Source organism: Sneathiella glossodoripedis JCM 23214, from assembly GCF_000616095.1.
In the GTDB taxonomy this organism is placed as follows: domain Bacteria; phylum Pseudomonadota; class Alphaproteobacteria; order Sneathiellales; family Sneathiellaceae; genus Sneathiella; species Sneathiella glossodoripedis.
In genome coordinates, this window is record NZ_BAMS01000003.1 from 315,758 (window position 1) to 333,416 (window position 17,659).

The 17,659-nt window shown below is 47.0% G+C and carries 16 protein-coding genes and 1 pseudogene; 12 read left to right on the top strand and 5 right to left on the bottom strand.

What is annotated here, in order from left to right:
• Window positions 1-23: 23 nt before the first annotated feature.
• Together phoU and phoB are read left to right on the top strand one after the other, a co-directional pair.
• Window positions 24-767: a phosphate signaling complex protein PhoU gene (phoU, locus tag JCM23214_RS13795; protein ID WP_025899456.1), complete on the top strand. Its 744-nt coding sequence runs from the start codon at window positions 24-26 to the stop codon at window positions 765-767.
• On the top strand, window positions 767-1,447 hold the full coding sequence (gene phoB, locus JCM23214_RS13800; RefSeq protein WP_025899457.1) for a phosphate regulon transcriptional regulator PhoB: 681 nt from the start codon (window positions 767-769) through the stop codon (window positions 1,445-1,447). Before phoU ends, phoB begins: the two co-directional genes overlap by 1 nt.
• Window positions 1,448-1,482: 35 nt before the next feature.
• On the opposite strand, the gene JCM23214_RS13805 is transcribed toward phoB, so the two are convergent.
• Together JCM23214_RS13805 and JCM23214_RS20925 are read right to left on the bottom strand one after the other, a co-directional pair.
• Complete coding sequence (locus tag JCM23214_RS13805; RefSeq protein ID WP_025899458.1) at window positions 1,483-2,124, bottom strand: MlaC/ttg2D family ABC transporter substrate-binding protein; 642 nt, start codon at window positions 2,122-2,124, stop codon at window positions 1,483-1,485.
• A gap of 20 nt (window positions 2,125-2,144) precedes the next feature.
• Complete coding sequence (locus JCM23214_RS20925) at window positions 2,145-2,999, bottom strand: MlaA family lipoprotein (protein ID WP_148301896.1); 855 nt, start codon at window positions 2,997-2,999, stop codon at window positions 2,145-2,147.
• Between the two features lie 299 nt (window positions 3,000-3,298).
• Between JCM23214_RS20925 and JCM23214_RS20930 the strand changes: the two genes are divergently transcribed.
• The 6 genes from JCM23214_RS20930 (at window position 3,299) to JCM23214_RS20935 (ending at window position 10,437) form a co-directional block, all read left to right on the top strand.
• The gene (locus tag JCM23214_RS20930; RefSeq protein WP_199899606.1) at window positions 3,299-4,039 is read left to right on the top strand and encodes a metalloregulator ArsR/SmtB family transcription factor; all 741 of its coding nucleotides are present in this window, start codon (window positions 3,299-3,301) and stop codon (window positions 4,037-4,039) included.
• Window positions 4,040-4,053: 14 nt separating this feature from the next.
• Complete coding sequence (locus tag JCM23214_RS24760) at window positions 4,054-4,254, top strand: hypothetical protein (RefSeq protein ID WP_199899607.1); 201 nt, start codon at window positions 4,054-4,056, stop codon at window positions 4,252-4,254.
• Between the two features lie 10 nt (window positions 4,255-4,264).
• Window positions 4,265-5,185 (top strand): methylenetetrahydrofolate reductase [NAD(P)H], encoded by a 921-nt coding sequence (gene metF / locus JCM23214_RS13820; protein ID WP_025899460.1) that lies wholly within the window; start codon window positions 4,265-4,267, stop codon window positions 5,183-5,185.
• Between the two features lie 47 nt (window positions 5,186-5,232).
• Window positions 5,233-8,931, top strand: coding sequence for a methionine synthase (gene metH, locus JCM23214_RS13825; RefSeq protein WP_025899461.1), 3,699 nt, complete (start codon window positions 5,233-5,235; stop codon window positions 8,929-8,931).
• Between the two features lie 67 nt (window positions 8,932-8,998).
• The gene (locus tag JCM23214_RS13830) at window positions 8,999-9,448 is read left to right on the top strand and encodes a YHS domain-containing (seleno)protein (RefSeq protein WP_025899462.1); all 450 of its coding nucleotides are present in this window, start codon (window positions 8,999-9,001) and stop codon (window positions 9,446-9,448) included.
• 62 nt (window positions 9,449-9,510) lie between these two features.
• A complete protein-coding gene (locus JCM23214_RS20935) occupies window positions 9,511-10,437 on the top strand; it encodes an ornithine cyclodeaminase family protein (RefSeq protein WP_037493610.1) in 927 nt (308 codons plus the stop codon).
• On the opposite strand, the gene JCM23214_RS20940 is transcribed toward JCM23214_RS20935, so the two are convergent.
• The gene (locus tag JCM23214_RS20940; RefSeq protein ID WP_051548178.1) at window positions 10,434-11,579 is read right to left on the bottom strand and encodes an adenylate/guanylate cyclase domain-containing protein; all 1,146 of its coding nucleotides are present in this window, start codon (window positions 11,577-11,579) and stop codon (window positions 10,434-10,436) included. The two genes, JCM23214_RS20935 and JCM23214_RS20940, sit on opposite strands and share 4 nt — an antisense overlap.
• Window positions 11,580-11,746: 167 nt before the next feature.
• Between JCM23214_RS20940 and rfbA the strand changes: the two genes are divergently transcribed.
• Entirely contained in the window at window positions 11,747-12,616 is an 870-nt protein-coding gene (gene rfbA / locus JCM23214_RS13845; RefSeq protein WP_025899463.1) for a glucose-1-phosphate thymidylyltransferase RfbA, read from the top strand.
• A 33-nt stretch (window positions 12,617-12,649) separates the two neighbouring features.
• Here the strand turns inward: rfbA and cysN are convergent.
• Window positions 12,650-14,544: pseudogene (gene cysN, locus JCM23214_RS20945) on the bottom strand (sulfate adenylyltransferase subunit CysN).
• Entirely contained in the window at window positions 14,544-15,452 is a 909-nt protein-coding gene (gene cysD, locus JCM23214_RS13855) for a sulfate adenylyltransferase subunit CysD (RefSeq protein WP_025899464.1), read from the bottom strand. Before cysD ends, cysN begins: the two are co-directional and overlap by 1 nt.
• Before the next feature lie 248 nt (window positions 15,453-15,700).
• Between cysD and JCM23214_RS13860 the strand changes: the two genes are divergently transcribed.
• From JCM23214_RS13860 to JCM23214_RS13870, 3 genes are read left to right on the top strand one after another with little or no spacing between them, the layout of a single operon-like run.
• Entirely contained in the window at window positions 15,701-16,324 is a 624-nt protein-coding gene (locus JCM23214_RS13860) for a paraquat-inducible protein A (protein ID WP_148301897.1), read from the top strand.
• On the top strand, window positions 16,317-16,955 hold the full coding sequence (locus tag JCM23214_RS13865; RefSeq protein WP_025899466.1) for a paraquat-inducible protein A: 639 nt from the start codon (window positions 16,317-16,319) through the stop codon (window positions 16,953-16,955). The genes JCM23214_RS13860 and JCM23214_RS13865 overlap by 8 nt, the downstream gene beginning before the upstream one ends.
• Window positions 16,948-17,640 carry an MlaD family protein gene (locus JCM23214_RS13870; protein WP_025899467.1) on the top strand — a complete coding sequence of 231 codons (693 nt, stop codon included), beginning with the start codon at window positions 16,948-16,950 and terminating at the stop codon, window positions 17,638-17,640. The genes JCM23214_RS13865 and JCM23214_RS13870 overlap by 8 nt, the downstream gene beginning before the upstream one ends.
• The last annotated feature ends 19 nt before the right edge of the window (window positions 17,641-17,659 follow it).

The window sequence follows — 17,659 nt, forward strand, 5'->3', positions numbered from 1 at the left end:
GATCAGCGTGAGAGGAACATGAAATGAACGGCACAGGACATATCGTCACATCCTTTGATGAAGATCTGCAGGAGGTTCGAAACACCATTGTCCAGATGGGAGGTCTCGCGGAATCTCAGCTTCAGGATGCGACCCGTGCACTGGTTGAGCGAAACTCGGAGCTGGCTCAGGAAGTGATCGACGGGGATCGGGAAATCGATCAGCTGGAGAAAAATATCGACAATATGACCATTCGGTTACTGGCCCTTCGGAACCCGGTAGCCCATGATCTGCGTTTGGTGATTTCGGCGCTCAAAATAGCGTCCATTCTGGAGCGGGTTGCAGATTATTCTGCCAACATGGCCAAGCGGGTAATTGCCCTTAATCAGGCGCCAGCATTGGGACCTGTTTCGACAGTTCCGCGCATGAGTGAGCTGGTCAGACGAATGATCCATGACACTTTGAGCGCGTATGCCGAAGGGGACGCATCGCTCGCCCGCGAAGTTTGGCATCGTGATCAGGATGTTGATCAACTTTATAACAGCATGTTTCGCGAGCTCTTGACCTATATGATGGAGGACCCGCGCAGCATCACCGGCTGTACCCATCTCATTTTCATGGCGAAGAATATCGAGCGTATGGGCGACCACATGACCAATATCGCCGAAATCATCATGTATGAGGTGGAAGGTGAAGCACCATCCGGTCCACGCCCAAAAGGGGACAAGACCAGTATGACAATGCTGGATAGTGAAGAATTGTTATCCGATGACAAGGCAGTTGAGTAATGAATATTCTGATTGTTGAAGACGAACCTTCCATGGTGGAGCTGCTCCGCTATAATCTGGAAAGCGAAGGCTTTCAGGTCTCCTCAGCCTCTGATGGGGAAGAGGCGATGTTGAGTATACAGGAGCAGACACCAGATATGGTTCTGCTTGATTGGATGCTACCGAAGCTTTCAGGTATTGAAATATGTCGTCGGATTCGCCGCGATCAGGATTTTCGAAATCTGCCAGTCATCATGATTACTGCGCGAGCTGAGGAAACTGATCGTGTTCGCGGTCTTGATGTTGGCGCGGATGATTATGTTTCCAAACCATTTTCACCTGCAGAGTTGATGGCCCGTATTCGTGCAGTTCTACGCCGCCATAACCCTAACTTGGGGCAGGATACGATTACGGTTGCTGACGTGACGATTGACCTGGTTGCCTACAAGGTAAGCCGCGCAGGTCGGGATGTTCACCTCGGCCCAACTGAATTTAAGCTGCTGAAGTTCTTTATGGAACGTGCAGGCCGGGTCTTAACAAGAGAACAGCTGCTTGATGGTGTATGGGGGCAGGGGGTTTATGTGGAAGACAGAACCGTTGACGTTCATATCCGCCGGTTGAGAAAAGCGCTGAATGAAGCGGGTGATATTGATCTTATTCGAACTGTTCGCGCGGTAGGTTACTGTTTCGAGAAGAGTTAGGCTCTTCTCGGAACCCGGTCGAAAGCTAACAGAATTTAGCTGGATTTTTCAGCAATATGCGAGCGAAGCTTTTTAAGAAGCCCTTCCACTTTGCCGCCATTTTGACTGATAACACTTGAAAACTCATCCCGGTGAGTAAGCGCCATGCTTACATTTTCAACCATGATGTCGATGATTTTGAGTTCATTATCTTTGTTGTTGCGCAAGCGCCAGTCCAGTTTGATGGCGGGACCAGCAGGGCGAATAATCTCTGAATTGACGATATATTCTTTGTCATTGAGTGAACGGGCTTTTAGAATTTTCAGGTTTTCACCCGAATACTCGCCAATACGCTTTTGATAAGTCGTGATAATATAGGTGTTAAACAGGTCAAGAAATTCCTCTCTTTCCTGTTCGTTGGCTTTCCGCCAATGCTTTCCAAGAACAAACCGACCGATCAGTCTCATGTCAAAATTGCTGTTAACTAAAACAGAAAACTGTTCGCGCTTTTCTTCAACTGAAAGCTTGTTATTGGCAAGAGCTTCAACCGCCTTTTGACCGAGACCTTCTACCAGTTTCAGTGCGGACTGTTCAGCCTGTTCGCTGGCATAGCTGGGCGTCGCGTTGATTATTACAGCGGGTGCTGCGAGCAGCAAGGGGGCCGCAACTAAAGCTGTCAGGATTCTCAGTCTAAGCATTGAAGAAATCCGCTTTAATTTCAGTTTTTCGCTGCTGCGGAATTCTTTTCAGTTGTTTCGTCACTTTCAAACAGCAATGATACTTGTTTCAATGTTGGTTTGTCATTTTCCTGCTCAAAAGAGATATCTGGCAATGGCGCATTTTCCGCTTCACCATCCAGAATCAGGTTTTTCCGATTTTGGCGGTACAGGCTTCGGATTGCTGCGTAGAAATCAATAGAATTTTTCTCAATTTCATCCAGCGCATCTAATGATCTGGAACGGAAATCAACCGCGGTTACACCGGCACGAACCAGCGGAAAATTTTCCATATCATTATTGCGTACCACCAGATTCGCTGGGTCAATAAAATGCTCTCCAACCATTCCGACAGCTTCGCGTGTTGTGTTGGGGCCCAGAACTGGCAGAACCAGATAAGGGCCTTCGCCTATACCCCATACAGCAAAAGTCTGCCCCAAATCTTCTTCGTCTGTGTCCAATTGCGCTACATCAAACAATCCACCGAAACCCAGCACAGTGTTTGTAAAGAAAGCACCCATGTTGTCACCAGCACCGTCCAGGTCTCCCTGTGCAACGTTGTTGAGGAAGTAAATGGGCTGCGAAAGGTTTGTCAGGAAATTGCTTACGCTGTTCTTCACACCTTCTGGCAATGCATCGCGGTATATGTGAGAAACGGGTTTAAGCGCCAGTTCATCTAGTGCGAAATTTACATCGTGGAAATATCTGTTCATTGGCTCAAGCGGGTCATTGACTTCAGCGTTCATACCGCCGGCAGTGTTTTCACCTGGTGGTGTTGCGCACGCACCCAGTAATCCCGCCAGTGCGATTGCAAAACAGCCGTTTAGCAGCTTCGATTTGAACTTTAATGAAATCATTTTTTTACCCAAGCTCTTTTCCACTCCTGAAACATAACACTGCCATAAAGCACAACAAACGTTACAGAAGTCTTTAATGTGCCAAAAAAACGTACACTTAATTCTTATGCATAATTGCTCATTTGGCAAAATATACACTTTTTCAGCTTATTAGCATAGCAACGATCTCGTGACTAGTGACAGATTTTGGGTGTTTTATGATTCCAGTTCTGTGTTGCTAAAAAGTCGCTTCGATAATTTCTGTACAAAGATATAAATATATGTTTATATGATTTTCAGGTTTTTTGAAGGTTGTTGAGATGGAATATCTGCTACAGGGGCTGCGAGCTGCGGGTGAAGAGACGCGTATGCGTCTGCTTGTGCTTTGTGCTCACGCAGAGCTAACGGTGAGTGAGCTAATTCAAATACTTGGGCAGAGCCAGCCGCGTGTGTCCAGGCATTTGAAGTTGCTCTGTGAGGCAGGCTTGCTTGATCGTTTTCAAGAGGGCAGCTGGGTATACTACAGACTTGCATCAAAAGGCGATAATGCTCTGCTTGCTCGTTATCTGGTGGATTTGACCGAAGAAAATGACGCGGTTATTTCGAGAGATCTGGAGAGACTGGATTCGGTTCGTCAGGCCCGGAATGATGCTGCGCTTGAATATTTTAAGCAGAATGCCTCTCGGTGGAATGAAATCAGGTCGCTGCATGTGGATGACGCCATCGTGGAAAAGGTGCTTCGGCGTAGGGTTCAGGAGCATACTCGCAAAAATGGATCTGCTATAGCCGATTTTTTGGATATTGGTACCGGAACAGGGCGGATGCTGGAACTGTTCTGCAATCAGGTTGAACATGCCACTGGCGTCGATAATAGCCGAGAAATGCTGAGCTATGCTCGCGCCAGTATTGAAGAAAAAGGCCTGCGAAAATGTCAGGTGCGACTTGCGGATATGTATACTCTGCCATTCGCTAATCAGAGTTATGATCTGATTGTTGTGCATCAGGTACTGCATTATTCAGACCGTCCGCGCAGCTATTGGAAGAGGCCCAGCGACTTCTGAAGCCGAAAGGACTGATGTTGTTGATCGATTTTGCACCTCATAATGTCAAATCACTGCAGGAAGATCATGCCCATGTTCAGATGGGCTTCGATGCGGATGAAATGCTGAAGTTGTGCAAGGAAATCGGCTTTGTAAATCCGACCGTTGAAACTCTGGAAGGAAACCCTCTCACTGTGAATATCTGGTCGGCGGAAGCTGCCAGCGATAAAAATTAGGAATAGAGAAATGTTGGCTTCAACAAACTCACAGATTACACAACAAAGCTCAGCACCACTTGCTATTGGGAAGCGCTCCGCCGTAAAGGTTTCCTTTGAATTTTTTCCTCCAAAAACGGAAAAAATGGCAGAAAATCTTTGGCAGACAGTGAAAAGGCTGGAGCCCTTGGATCCCAGTTTTGTATCGGTAACTTACGGAGCTGGAGGTACAACACGCGATCGTACTCACGAAGCGGTAAGCCGTATTCGTAACGAAACAAGGATGGACCCAGCTGCTCATTTGACGTGCGTGGGGGCATCTGTCGCTGAGATTGAGGAAATTGCCGAAGAATATTGGCAAAGTGGCATAAAACACATTGTGGCGCTTCGGGGAGATCCACCTGAGGGCGAAGCTCGTTTCAAAGCCCGCAAAGATGGATTTGCCGGGTCGGTGGAACTGATTGAGCACCTGAAAAAGCTGCATGACTTTGAAATTAGTGTCGGCTGCTACCCAGAAATTCATCCCGATGCAGCCAGTAGTCTGGCTGACCTTGATTATCTCAAACGGAAAATGGATGCGGGTGCAACGCGCGCTATTACACAGTTCTTTTTTGATCCTGAAACTTACCTGCGGTTTCTGGATCGGGCACTTGCACAAGGAATTGACATTCCAATTATTCCGGGGATCTTACCAGTAACGAGTTATTCAAATATAAAGAAGTTTAGCGCACAGTGCGGCATGCAGGTGCCAGCTTGGCTTACCCATCTGTTTGAAGGGATAGAGGAAGACGCGGCAACCCGCAAACTCGTAGCTGCAATGGTTGCATCAGAACAATGCAGAATCCTGCAAAAAGCTGGTGTAAGTGATTTTCACTTTTACACCCTGAACCGCGCGGATCTGGTATATGCCGTTTGTCATTCGATGGGTGTTCGTCCAAATCCAGCCTCCTGAAGGGGGCATTAGTAACATTAAATTTGACCGCCAAATGGTGTTTTGAAATGAAAAAGTCTCAGAGTTATCTCAAGCTGGAAAAGCTGTTGTCTGATCGTATTCTTGTGCTTGATGGTGCAATGGGCACCATGATCCAAACATATGGATTGACAGAACAGGATTATCGCGGAGAAGACTTTCAAGATACCGAGGTGGATCTGAAAGGGAACAGTGATCTGTTATCCCTTACCAGACCAGACGTGATTGAGCAGATACATGATCAGTTTCTGGCCGCTGGTGCTGATATATTGGAAACTAACACTTTCAGCGGGACGTCAATTGCGCAAGCTGACTACAAGCTGGAAGACCAGGTGTACCGGTTAAACCGACAAAGTGCTGAGCTGGCCCGGAAAGTCGCCGATCGTTGGAGTGAAAAAACACCCGAAAAACCGCGATTTGTTGCGGGAGTGCTTGGTCCTACCAATCGGACTGCGTCCATTTCACCAGATGTAAATGATCCGGGCTTTCGCAACGTTACTTTTGATGAAATTGTTGACGCCTATGATGAGAATTTGCGAGGGTTAATTGACGGTGGCGCTGATATCATCCTTATTGAAACAGTGTTCGATACGCTAAATTGCAAAGCTGCAATTTATGCGGTGCTTCAGTATTTTGAAGAAACCGGTGTTCGTTATCCGGTCATGGTCTCAGGAACAATCACGGATGCATCAGGGCGGACGCTATCCGGTCAAACAGCGGAGGCTTTCTGGGCGTCAGTTGCGCATGTTGAACCAATATCCATAGGGTTCAATTGCGCTTTGGGCGCCAAGGATTTACGTCCTCACGTGCAGGCCGTTTCTTCAATAGCGGATACTGGTGTTAGTGTACATCCCAATGCAGGTCTACCAAACGAGCTTGGCGAGTATGATGATACACCGGAATATATGGCAAGCATGCTTGGTGAATTTGCTAAAAGCGAGCTTGTGAATATTGTCGGTGGTTGTTGTGGAACGCGGCCTGAGCATATTGCCGCTATTTCTAAGGCCGTGTCCTTATTTGAACCTCGTAAAATCCCCGAAAAAGATACGATTTGCCGATTAAGTGGTCTTGAGCCACTGTATTTGAACGACACTGTCGGATTTGTAAATGTTGGTGAGCGAACCAATGTGGCAGGGTCGGCCAAGTTCAAAAAACTGATCATGAATGGGGATTTTGATACTGCACTGGATGTAGCTCGCGATCAGGTGGAAAACGGTGCACAGGTTGTGGACGTCAATATGGATGACGCCATGCTGGAAGCGGAAACAGCGATGCCCACCTTCTTGAAGCTGATTGCGTCAGAGCCGGATATCAGCCGGGTGCCAATCATGATTGATAGCTCCAAATGGGCTGTTCTAGAAGCAGGCTTGAAGACGGTTCAAGGTAAAGGCGTTGTCAATTCCATATCCCTTAAAGAGGGACGCGAAGAATTTATTCGACATGCTCGGGAAATTCGAAAGTTTGGATTTGCTGCTATTGTCATGGCGTTCGATGAGCAGGGGCAGGCGGATTCATTTGACCGCATGATCGAGATTTGCAGTAAATCCTATAAAATTCTGACCGAGGAAGTTGGGTTTCCGCCACAGGATATTATTTTTGATCCTAACATTTTCCCGATCGCAACGGGAATTGATGAACATAATAATTTTTCAAAGGATTTCATCGAGGCAACGGCCTATATCAAGAAAAACCTGCCTTTCGCCAAGGTAAGCGGTGGTGTGAGCAATATGTCCTTTTCCCTTCGCGGGAATAACCCCATGCGCGAAGCTATGCATGCTGTGTTTTTGTACCATGCGGTGAAGGCTGGAATGGACATGGGCATCGTCAATGCTGGTCAGCTTGCTGTATATTCGGATATTCCTGAAGATTTGCGCGAGCGGATAGAAGATGCGGTCTTAAATCGCCGGAGCGACGCTACAGAAAGGCTGCTTGAAGTGGCAGAGCAGGCCGTTGGTCAAAAAAGTACCAAGGCACAGGATGATAGCTGGCGAGAGGGGAGCGTTGGTGAACGTCTTACTCATTCTCTAGTCAAAGGAATTTCCGAATTTATCGAACAGGATACCGAAGAGGCACGTCAGCAGTTCGATCGCCCGATACAGGTGATTGAAGGTCCGTTAATGGATGGAATGAATGTGGTCGGCGATCTGTTTGGATCGGGTAAAATGTTTTTGCCTCAGGTGGTTAAAAGTGCCCGTGTCATGAAACAGGCAGTGGCCTATTTGCTCCCCTTTATCGAGGCAGAAAAGTCAAGCACCGGTGAATCGGATAGCAAAGGGAAAATCCTACTCGCGACTGTGAAGGGCGATGTTCATGATATTGGCAAGAATATCGTGGGCGTGGTTTTGCAGTGTAATAATTTTGAGGTGATTGATCTGGGTGTGATGGTTCCATATACCAAAATCCTCGAAACCGCGAAGGCTGAAAATGTGGATATTATTGGTCTGAGTGGCCTCATCACCCCCTCACTTGAAGAGATGGCAACTGTAGCTGCGGAAATGCAACGCAGTGAGTTTCATACACCTCTGCTGATCGGCGGTGCGACAACTTCCAAGGTCCACACAGCACTAAAAATCGCTCCCAATTACGAGGGGACGACTATTTATGTGACTGACGCGTCGCGGGCGGTGGGTTTTGCGACCCAGTTGATCAGCGCGGATAACCGACAAAAACTGGTGAATGACATTAAGGCTGAATACGAACAGGTTCGCGAAAATTATTATCGAAAATCTAAGCCTGATGCGTTTTCCCCAATTGAGGAGGCGCGTAAAAATGCAGCTACGGTTAATTGGCAGGGGTATGAGCCACCCAAACCGGCTTTTGTAGGAATTCGTCAGTTCGACGCTATCGATCCAGCGACCATCATTAACTATTTTGACTGGTCACCTTTCTTTAGAACCTGGGAGCTGGCTGGACATTTTCCGCAGATTTTGGAAGATGAAGTTGTTGGGGAGACTGCAACCGAGCTCTATAATGATGCGCAAACTATGTTGAGCCGCATAGTTGAGGAAAATTGGCTGCAGATTAAGGCTGTGGTCGGGTTTTTCCCAGCAGCAAGAGATGGTGATGACGTGGTGCTTTACAAGGATGATAACAGAGATGAAGTCATCCACCGCTTTCATTTCCTGCGCCAGCAAATGAACCGCTCAAATTCACGCGCCAATTACTCCCTCGCGGATTTTATTGCTCCAATTGATATGGAGATCCCGGATTATCTAGGCTGCTTCATGGTTACAGGAGGGCTTGGAATTGAAGAAAAGCTCGCGGAATTTGAAAAGACACATGATGATTATAGCAGCATCCTGTTAAAAGCACTGGCAGACCGGTTTGCAGAAGCGACAGCGGAATATATGCACGAAAAAGTTCGCACTGAACTTTGGGGATATGCCGCTGATGAAGCATTGGACAATAGTGATCTGATAAAGGAAAGATACCGGGGTATTCGGCCAGCTCCTGGGTATCCGGCATGTCCTGATCATTCCGAAAAGGTAGGTCTGTTTGATCTATTGGAAGTCGAAGAAAGAATAGGAGCCACCTTGACGGAAGGCTTCGCCATGCTGCCTGCATCCTCTGTTTCGGGATATTATTTCTCTCATCCGGATGCACGATATTTTGGTGTCGGCAAGATTGCGCAAGATCAGGTGGAAGATTACGCGAAAAGAAAAGGTGTTGATTTACAGCAGGCTGAACGATGGCTGGCTTCAAACCTGGGTTACGATCGAAGCCGCTAACGCAAAAGTGATTTAACAGGAGCATGATCGCCGGTCATTAAGATAAGTCTCTTTACGGGAGGATGTAATGATCCAGAAAGTGTTAATCACGGCCGTTTGCTTGCTTTTTTCCACTGGCGCGCTCGCCTTTGAACAAATCAACACAGGCTATTTTGGCAACTCTGCTCTTCATGGGTATGATGCGCCAAGATATTTTTCTGAAGCAAAGGCTGTTGAAGGTGACAGCAATTATGAGTTTGAGTGGAAAGGCGCCCTTTGGCAATTTGCGGATGCCAATAGCAGGGATCTTTTTGCCGCGAACCCTGAACAGTATGCGCCTCAATATGGGGGATATTGTTCCAACCAGATGAGTTTGGGTAACCTTTCGGATATCGATCCGGGAGTTTGGCTTATTCATAAGGGAAAACTCTATTTTTTTGGACATGAGGCGGGCCGTAAAAGGTGGCAAAGCACAGGCATTGATGCCCGCATCAAAGATGCTGACAAGCATTGGCAAGCATTACTCGCACAAGAGTAACTCACTACTTGCCCTGCAATTTAAGACCCGCTACGCTGCGTAAAAAATTTCAGGGACATAAAATGCAAGTTATCTCGTTCGAGCAAGCGGATCCGCTATTAAACTGGACTGAAACTGCTGATGCGATTGAAGCAGGCCACCGTTTGAAAGAGGCGCAAATTGGTGATCTTCTGCTGACTGAGGGCGATAAAAGTCTGCTTTCGCGCGGTGCATGGATTGATGGTTTGGGGATCGCCCTTAAATCAGTGACTGTATTCCCGGAAAACCCGGCTAAAAAGCCGCCGCAACCTTCCGTGCAAGGGGCTATGTTGATCTTTGATCCACAGAATGGCGCACTGCGCTCTGTCATCGATGGTCCGTTGGTGACGAAGTGGAAAACAGCAGGAGATAGCGTTTTGGGTGCGCGAATTCTCGCTCGAAAGGATGTTCAAACGTATTTGGTCATCGGGGCAGGTACTGTGGCCGAAAGTCTTATTGATGCCTATCGGGAAGTATTCCCATCACTGCAGCGATTTGTCATCTGGAACAGAACAATTGAAAAAGCCCAGAAACTTGCTGACGCGTTCGCTCAAAAAGGTGTTGAAGTGGAAGTGGCTGCGGATCTGGAGAATGCCGTTCGAACTGCAGACATAATTTCAACCGCAACCATGTCAAAATCACCGGTTTTGAAAGGGGAGTGGGTTCAGCCCGGCTCTCATATCGACTTGATCGGCGCCTATCGCCCCGATATGCGTGAAGCGGACGACGACCTCATTCGCAAAGGGCGACTTTTCGTAGACGCGAGAGAGACAACCATTGGCGAAATTGGGGAGCTCATTATTCCGATGCAGAGCGGCATCCTTAATGAAGCTGATATTTTGGGGGATTTTCGGGATTTATGCAACGGCGGCACTGGGCGGCGATCAGAAGAGGAGATCACAATTTTCAAAAATGGGGGCGGGGCGCACCTGGACCTGATGACTGGCCTTATGATCTCCGATAAGGTTTAAAAATCGGGTATGAAATAAACGGTTTGCGGGGCTTCAATTCCGTGTAGGTTGAATACGCCAATCGGGTTGCTTTTCTGAACGCTGATCGTTGCAAAATCTTCTGACAACAATAGGTTATGAGATGCCGACTTTGTTAAAGCCTCAACTCTCGAGGCCAGGTTCACTGCGTGACCAATGACAGTGAAATCCAGGCGGTTGCTGGTTCCTACATTTCCAAACATGGCTTTACCATAATGTAAGCCAATACCGAAATTCAGATGGTCAACATTTTTTATTGCCTTGGCTTCTGCAAGTGCGGATTGTGCTGCTGAAAGAGCATCAGCACAGCATTGTTCTTTGCTGCGTTCGTGTTCTTTTGGAAAAACGGCTAGAACCGCGTCGCCGACGAACTTTAAAATCTCTCCATTGTTTTCGGTGATATGACGACCTACGATTTCAAAATAGGTGTTGAGTAACGAAAACAGATCGGCTTTGGGCAGGCTATTGCTAAGTCGCGTAAAACCGCGCAAGTCACAGAACCAGATAGCGGCCTCAATCTCTTCGCCATCACCTCGCTGGATTTGTCCTTCAAGCACATGCTGACCGGATCGGTGCCCCACATATGTCTCCAGAAGTGTCACCGCTATTTTCCGATTGGCGTGAATTTCGATGATAGGAGAAACATATTTCGCCAATACTTCCAGGTCCGCTACCATCTGATCGGTGAAACCTTCGCTATGGTCCGTGACAAATGTAATAATGGGGATGGTGTCATCCATGAACCACATGGGCAGCATCAAATAATCAACAAGCCCTTCTTTCGCTTGCTCGAATAAAACATTATGGTCCGTTTCTGGGTCGAGCCTGTCCAACCGACGCCGAAAAGGTTTCTGATGTTTGTGGACCCATTCAGCAGGGCTGCCATAATAGCTGGAGCTACTTCGAATTCCGTGTTCACCGCCCCAGTCAACGGCGCGGCCATCTTCTCTTGTCCAGATGTAAGCCCAAATATCAAGCTGAGGATGAATGGTGCGAAACCCGATCCGCATTCGGGCGATGGGTATGCCATATCCAAGTATGCGATCACATAGGGTGTTGATAAAGGAAAGGGCGTCTTTCTCTCTACGTCCGTCACTCAAAACCCAATCGATTACCTGTTGCATGTGATAACTTTCGAATTATAGCTTCCCATATGAATATCGGATTTCGTTTAAATGCTTCAAGGAATGAATTCTATTAGTGATTTTTAAAGTCAATTGCGGTAGCCAGAGTATGAAATTATCGGACTTACATCTTATGATGGCAGGTCATATCGAGGGGATTGGATCAAATGGCACATAAAGGGATTATTCTGGCAGGAGGAACCGGCTCTCGTCTGCATCCGCTTACTTTGGCAGTTAGCAAGCAACTTATGCCAGTATATGACAAGCCAATGATTTATTATCCTCTAACGACTTTGATGTTGGCTGGGATCCGTGATGTTTTGATAATCACCACCCCAGAAGAACAATCATTGTTTGTGCGTTTGTTAAAAGATGGCTCGCAATGGGGGATAAATATCTCCTATGAGGTTCAGCCATCGCCCGATGGCCTTGCTCAAGCCTTTATAATTGGGGAGAAGCATATAGGCAATAATCCTTCAGTGTTGATCCTGGGAGATAATATTTTTTATGCGACGCAGTTCAGCAAATTGCTGTCAAATGCTGTATCACGGCAAACTGGTGCAACTGTTTTTGGCTATCATGTGTCAAACCCAACTGCTTACGGCGTTGCTGAATTTGACGGTTCTGGAAAAGTGATCGGTGTGGAAGAGAAACCCGAAAACCCAAAATCCAATTACGCGATTACAGGACTTTATTTTTATGATAGCCAGGTAGTTGAAATGGCTAAGTCTCTAAAGCCCAGCGCCCGGGGTGAATTGGAAATTACTGATCTGAACCGATTGTACCTTGAAAAGGGCGAGTTGCAGATGGAATTTTTGGGGCGCGGCAGTGCTTGGTTGGATACAGGAACTCATGATAATTTGATGGAAGCATCTTCCTTTGTGCAAACCATCGAAAAGCGGCAAGGGCTGAAAATAGCCTGCCCAGAAGAAATCGCCTACATGCGTGGATATATTGATAGCGCGCAATTAGAGCTTCTGGCGGCTCCTCTTATGAAAAGCGGGTATGGTGAATATCTGATGCGGCTTGTGAAATAGCCATCCGGGGGCAGCGCCCCCGGAGTTTTGAAACTAAATCATGCCTCTGCTTTTCAGTTCGGCAATGATGATATCTGCCGCGTCTTCTATGGCAGTATTGGCGCCGTCAATTATAATTTCTGCGTTTTCCGGTCTTTCATAATCGGAATCAATGCCTGTGAAATTTTTAATTTCTCCGGCACGGGCTTTCGCATAGAGGCCCTTGATGTCTCTTTGTTCGCAAATCTCAAGCGGTGTGTCGACAAAGACTTCTAAAAACTCTCCCTCTTCCATCAGGTTACGGGCCATTTGACGTTCACTGCGGAAAGGTGAAATAAACGACACCAAGGTGATGAGGCCTGCGTCAACAAAGAGTTTAGCCGTTTCACCGACACGCCGAATATTTTCAACGCGATCCGCGTCGGTGAAGCCCAGATCTTTGTTTAGGCCATGACGAACATTATCTCCATCCAGTAGATATGTATGCTTACCTATGGAATGAAGTTTTTTCTCTAACGCATTGGCAATTGTCGATTTTCCAGATCCGGACAATCCAGTAAACCAAAGAACCGCTGGTCTCTGCCCCTTTTGTTCTGCCCTAGCATCTTTATGGATGTCGACAGATTGCCAATGGATATTTTCGGCGCGGCGCAAGGCAAAATCGATAACTCCGGCCCCTACAGTTGCATTGCTAAAGCGATCGATCAGAATGAACGAGCCGGTTTTTCGGTTCTCCTGATAGGGGTCGAACGAGATCGCTTTGTCTAACGCGAAATTACAGACACCAATCTCGTTGAGCTCAAGTGTCTTGGCTGCGGTTTTCTCAAGTGTATTGACGTTGATTTTATGTTTCAGCGCAGTGACCCGCGCGGATGACGTAGTGGTTCCCAGTTTTAAAATATAGTTTCTGCTGGGCAGTAATTCCTCATCACTCATCCAGACAAGCTTGGCTTCAAATTGGTCTGCTGTTGCCGGTCTGTCTTGTAAGGCGCACAATACATCTCCGCGACTGATGTCAATTTCGTCTTCAAGCGTGATTGTCACAGCCTGACCGGCAATGGCTTCATCCAAATTACCATCGAAGGTCACAATTTCTCTAACTTTGCTTGATTGTCCGGAGGTTGGTTCAACAATACCATCTCCGACCTTGATCGAGCCACTTGATACGGTGCCGGAAAAACCTCGGAAATCAAGATTGGGACGATTGACCCATTGCACAGGCATCCGAAACGGTTTTTCAACCAAATCTTCGGTTGTCTGAACTGTTTCCAGCTGAGTAATTAGCGAAGGTCCTTCATACCAAGGAGTGTTGGTACTTGGCGCAATAACGTTATCTCCCTCCAGTGCGGAAAGAGGGATAGCTGTTATCGTCTCAAAGGTTAGTTGAGATGCAAATTTTTCATAAGCGCTAACTATTTCGCGGAAGGTTTTTTCTTCATACTCAACCAGATCCATCTTGTTCACTGCCAGAACAATGTGTTTGATACCTAACAGGGAAACGAGGAAGCTGTGGCGCATGGTTTGTGTCAGGATACCTTTGCGGGCATCAATCAGGATAACTGCCACGTCCGCTGTAGAAGCACCAGTGACCATATTGCGCGTATACTGCTCATGGCCCGGTGTATCGGCCACAATGAACTTGCGTTTATCGGTTGCAAAAAAGCGATAGGCAACATCAATTGTTATACCTGTTCGCGTTCTGCCTGAAGCCCATCCAGAAGAAGCGCATAGTCAATGTTGCCTCCCTGCGTACCTACGCGTTTACTTTCGGACGCGAGCGTAGCTAGCTGATCTTCAAACAGCATTTTGGAATCCCAAAGCAAGCGCCCGATCAACGTGCTTTTCCCATCATCCACGCTGCCGCATGTGATGAAGCGCAGCATTCCTTTTTCTTCCTGTGACTTCAGATATTGTTCAATATCGGCGCTGATTTCCTGTTTAACGCTCATTAGAAATAGCCCTCCTGTTTTTTTCTTTCCATCGAACCTGACTGGTCCTTGTCGATCAGGCGGCCTTGTCTTTCCGATGTCTTGGCAACCAGCATTTCCTGAATGATTTCCGGAAGGGTCGCTGCAGTAGATTCAATTGCACCCGTTAGCGGATAACAGCCAAGCGTTCTAAATCGAACAGATTTCATTTGCGGAACTTCCCCTTCATTCAGAGGCATGCGCTCATCATCTACCATTATCAACATACCGTCCCGTTCAACCACGGGGCGTTCTTTTGCAAAATACAGCGGCACGATGGGGATGTTTTCCAGATAGATATATTGCCAAATATCCAACTCCGTCCAGTTGGATAATGGAAAGGCCCGGATGCTTTCACCTTTGCGAACCCTTGCGTTGTAAATATTCCAGAGCTCAGGGCGCTGGTTTTTGGGGTCCCAGCGATGAGTTTCGGTTCGAAACGAGAAAATACGTTCTTTTGCCCGGGATGCCTCTTCGTCTCGGCGTGCTCCGCCAAATGCTGCATCAAATTTATAATGGTTGAGGGCCTGTTTCAGAGACTCCGTTTTCATCACATCCGTATGAAGCGCAGATCCATGAGTAAATGGGCCAATTCCTTGTTTGACGCCTTCCTCATTTATATGCACCAGAAGATCCAGATTATAATCTTTGGCAATCTGGTCACGAAAAGAAATCATCTCACGGAATTTCCACGTCGTGTCTACATGTAATAATGGGAAGGGAATTGGCGATGGATGAAAAGCCTTGCGCGCTAGGTGTAACAGAACGGAACTGTCCTTGCCGATTGAGTATAGCATGACAGGTTTTTCAAACTCCGCAGCAACCTCGCGAAATATGTGGATGCTTTCAGCCTCAAGTTGACGCAAATGAGTAAGATGTTTTTCTATCATAAATTAACTCTTGATTTTCGGCAGTGATTCAAATTCTCTGACTTTGAGTTAGTCTGTTTTCAGCGGAGCCACAAGCTCAAAACGTCAATTTTCACAAATATTATTGTAAAATTATGTAAATACAATAGTTAAATGTGATTTATGTCATCTCCTTGAAGAATTAATCTTGAAAAGTTCGATGGCAAAATTCGTCATAGGTTATACTATGGGTCTTGAAGCTGTGCGGGCAAAAATTGGGGGCAGATCGTTTGAAGGCAAAAATCCATCTTTGTCATGAGTGCGACCTGGTACATAAAAATACTGATTTGGTGCATGGAAGTTCCGCTCATTGCTCCAGATGTGGTGCATTATTGTATCAGAAGCAGGGGAGCGAATTCTCTGTTCCGCTGGCTTTTTCCATAGCAGGTTTCATGTTCTTTGTTCTCGCCAACATGTTTCCTATTCTGAGTTTTTCCATGCGTGGGAATACGAAGCAAAATCAGTTAATCGATGGTGTTCTCATATTTTTGCAGACAGATTACTGGATGCTCGGCGCATTGGTGTTGTTGTTAAGTGTGATTGCACCAGTTTTAATTCTCTGTTTTCTAATAAGCCTCCTGTTGCCATTGCAGTTTGGGTTTCGGCCCCGATTTTTTGAATGGCAGCTCAAATGTTTGATTTTTCTGCGCCCTTGGGCGATGGCAGAAATCCTTCTGGTTGGCGTCATGGTTGCCTATGTAAAGCTTGGTGATTTTGCGGTGGTTCATATAGGGTTATCCCTTCTTAGTATTATCGCGATGGTGATTTGTACTTTGCTGGCTTTTGCGACGCTGGATTTCCAGGCACTTTGGCGTCGTGCTCCTTTCGCACAGCAGGAGGCTGGGTATGTCTGAACTGCAAACCGGAAAAGCCATTGGTGTAACCAGTTGCCTTGTTTGTCATTTGATTATTGATATGAACTCGGTCGGCGTTGAAACCGTGCATTGCCCCAGATGTCATAATGAGGTCTCTTTTCGAAAAAAGTATAGCATCGGCAGATGCTGGGCATATTTGAGCGCAGCTTTTATTCTTTACATTCCAGCAAATATTTTTCCTATAATGACGCTGACTTCCTTCGCCAGACAAAGCAAGGAAACTATTTTGAGCGGGATAATCCAGCTATTTCATACGGGGCAGTGGGGGATTGGGATCGTGGTTTTTATTGCCAGCGTCTTTGTGCCAATATTTAAGATTGCGGCATTGGCCTTCTTAACGCTTTCAGTTCAATTTGATTGGCAGTGGAACCCGTTTTTTAGATCCAGACTTTATCGGTTTGTGGAGTGGATTGGGCGCTGGTCCATGATCGATATTTTCATGATTTCGATATTGGTGACAATTGTAAGTTTGAAGGAACTCGCCAGTATTGAGCCGGGCGTAGGGGCAATGGCATTTGCCGCAGTTGTGGTGCTGACAATGTTGGCTTCTCGGGCATTTGACCCGCGACTGATTTGGGATAAACTTCACAGGAACCCTGATCATGTCTGAAAAGGAAGAGTTGAGAGCGCCAAAGCCTTTGGTCAAGCAGGGATATTGGGGACTGCTCAGTATCTGGCTCATTCCGCTTCTCGCTGTCGGTATTGCAGCTTGGCTTATCCTCAAATCCTATATCAATGAAGGTCCGGAAATTTCCGTCCTGCTCTCCAGTGCGAAGGGTATTGAAGCGGGTGTCACCGAAATACGTTACAGAGATGTTGCTATCGGCACCGTGGATCGCATTGAAATCACAGATGAACTGGACGGTGCGCGCGTTTTTGTCTCCATGCAGAAGAGGGCGGAAAAATACCTCACAGATACGGCTCGCATCTGGGTAGTGTCACCTGCGATTAGTCTTGATGGCATCAAGGGGCTCGATACCTTGCTGTCTGGCTCCTACCTTGAAATCGACCCGGGGGAGGGAGGGGAGCCTCTTCGGGAGTTTAAGGGCCTCGCCAGTCCGCCTGTTATTTCCTCCACCGTACCGGGGCGGGAATTTATCTTGCGGGCTGAACGCCTTGGCAATGTTAAGCGCGGAACACCAGTGCTTTACAAGGGGTTGCAGGTTGGAAATATCCTGGGATATCGTCTGTCCGAAGACAAGCAAAGTGTAGAATTGGTTACGTTTATTGAAGACCTTACAGTGCCTTGGTTCAGGAAAATACGCGCTTTTGGGATGCGGGCGGGGTTTCTGTAAATGTAACTGCCTCCGGTAT